Genomic DNA, 805 nt, shown 5'->3' with positions numbered 1-805 from the left:
CGCTGGCCGCACCGCAGCGGACCGCGACCGCGTCCGGACGATTACGGGCCTGGGTGGTGATCACATCGACCAACGTCACCTCCGGCACCACCGCCCCGGGACTCGACCACTCGTGCAACACCAACTCCCGCTCCCCCGCGGCCAGCACATCGATATCCCCCACCACCACCGACGCATCCGCCGCGACCGCGGCCAGGATCCGGGTGAACCGGTCGGCGAAATCCCGCACCGTCGCGGCATCGAACAAATCCGTGGCATAAGTGAACGCCACCGACAACCCCCCCGCCCCACCGTGGCGATCACTGTTCTCCGCCACCGTCACCTGCAGATCGAACTTCGCCACCCCCACCGCCAGATCCAGCCCCGACACCGACAACCCCGGCAACGCCAACTCCGGCACCACCAGATTCTGGAAGGTCAACATCACCTGGAACAACGGATGCCGCGCCGCCGACCGCGGCGGATCCAGCACCTCCACCAACCGCTCGAACGGCACATCCGCATGCCCGAACGCCGCCACATCCACCCCCCGCACCCCCGCCAGCAACTCACCGAACCGCGCACCCGGATCCACCTCCGTCCGCAACACCAACGTGTTGACGAACATCCCGATCAGATCATCGAGCTCGGCCTCCCCCCGCCCCGCCACCGGCGTACCCACCGCGATATCCCGGCTCCCCGACAACCGCGCCAACAACACCGCCAACGCCGCATGCACCACCATGAACACCGTCGCATTGTGCGCATGCGCCACCCGGCTCAACCCCGCATGCACCTCGGCATCGACCTCGAACCCCACCGTCGC

1 protein-coding gene is annotated in these 805 nt (G+C 68.1%); it reads right to left on the bottom strand.

All coding sequences use genetic code 11. The features are described 5' to 3' along the window. Positions 1-805: condensation domain-containing protein (locus ACT89H_RS29400; protein WP_445111923.1), on the bottom strand; the 805-nt coding region annotated here is incomplete at both ends.

This window comes from Nocardia aegles, assembly GCF_052545135.1.
Note: the sequence above shows the minus strand (reverse complement) of the source record. Positions and strands in the feature narration are given on the sequence as shown.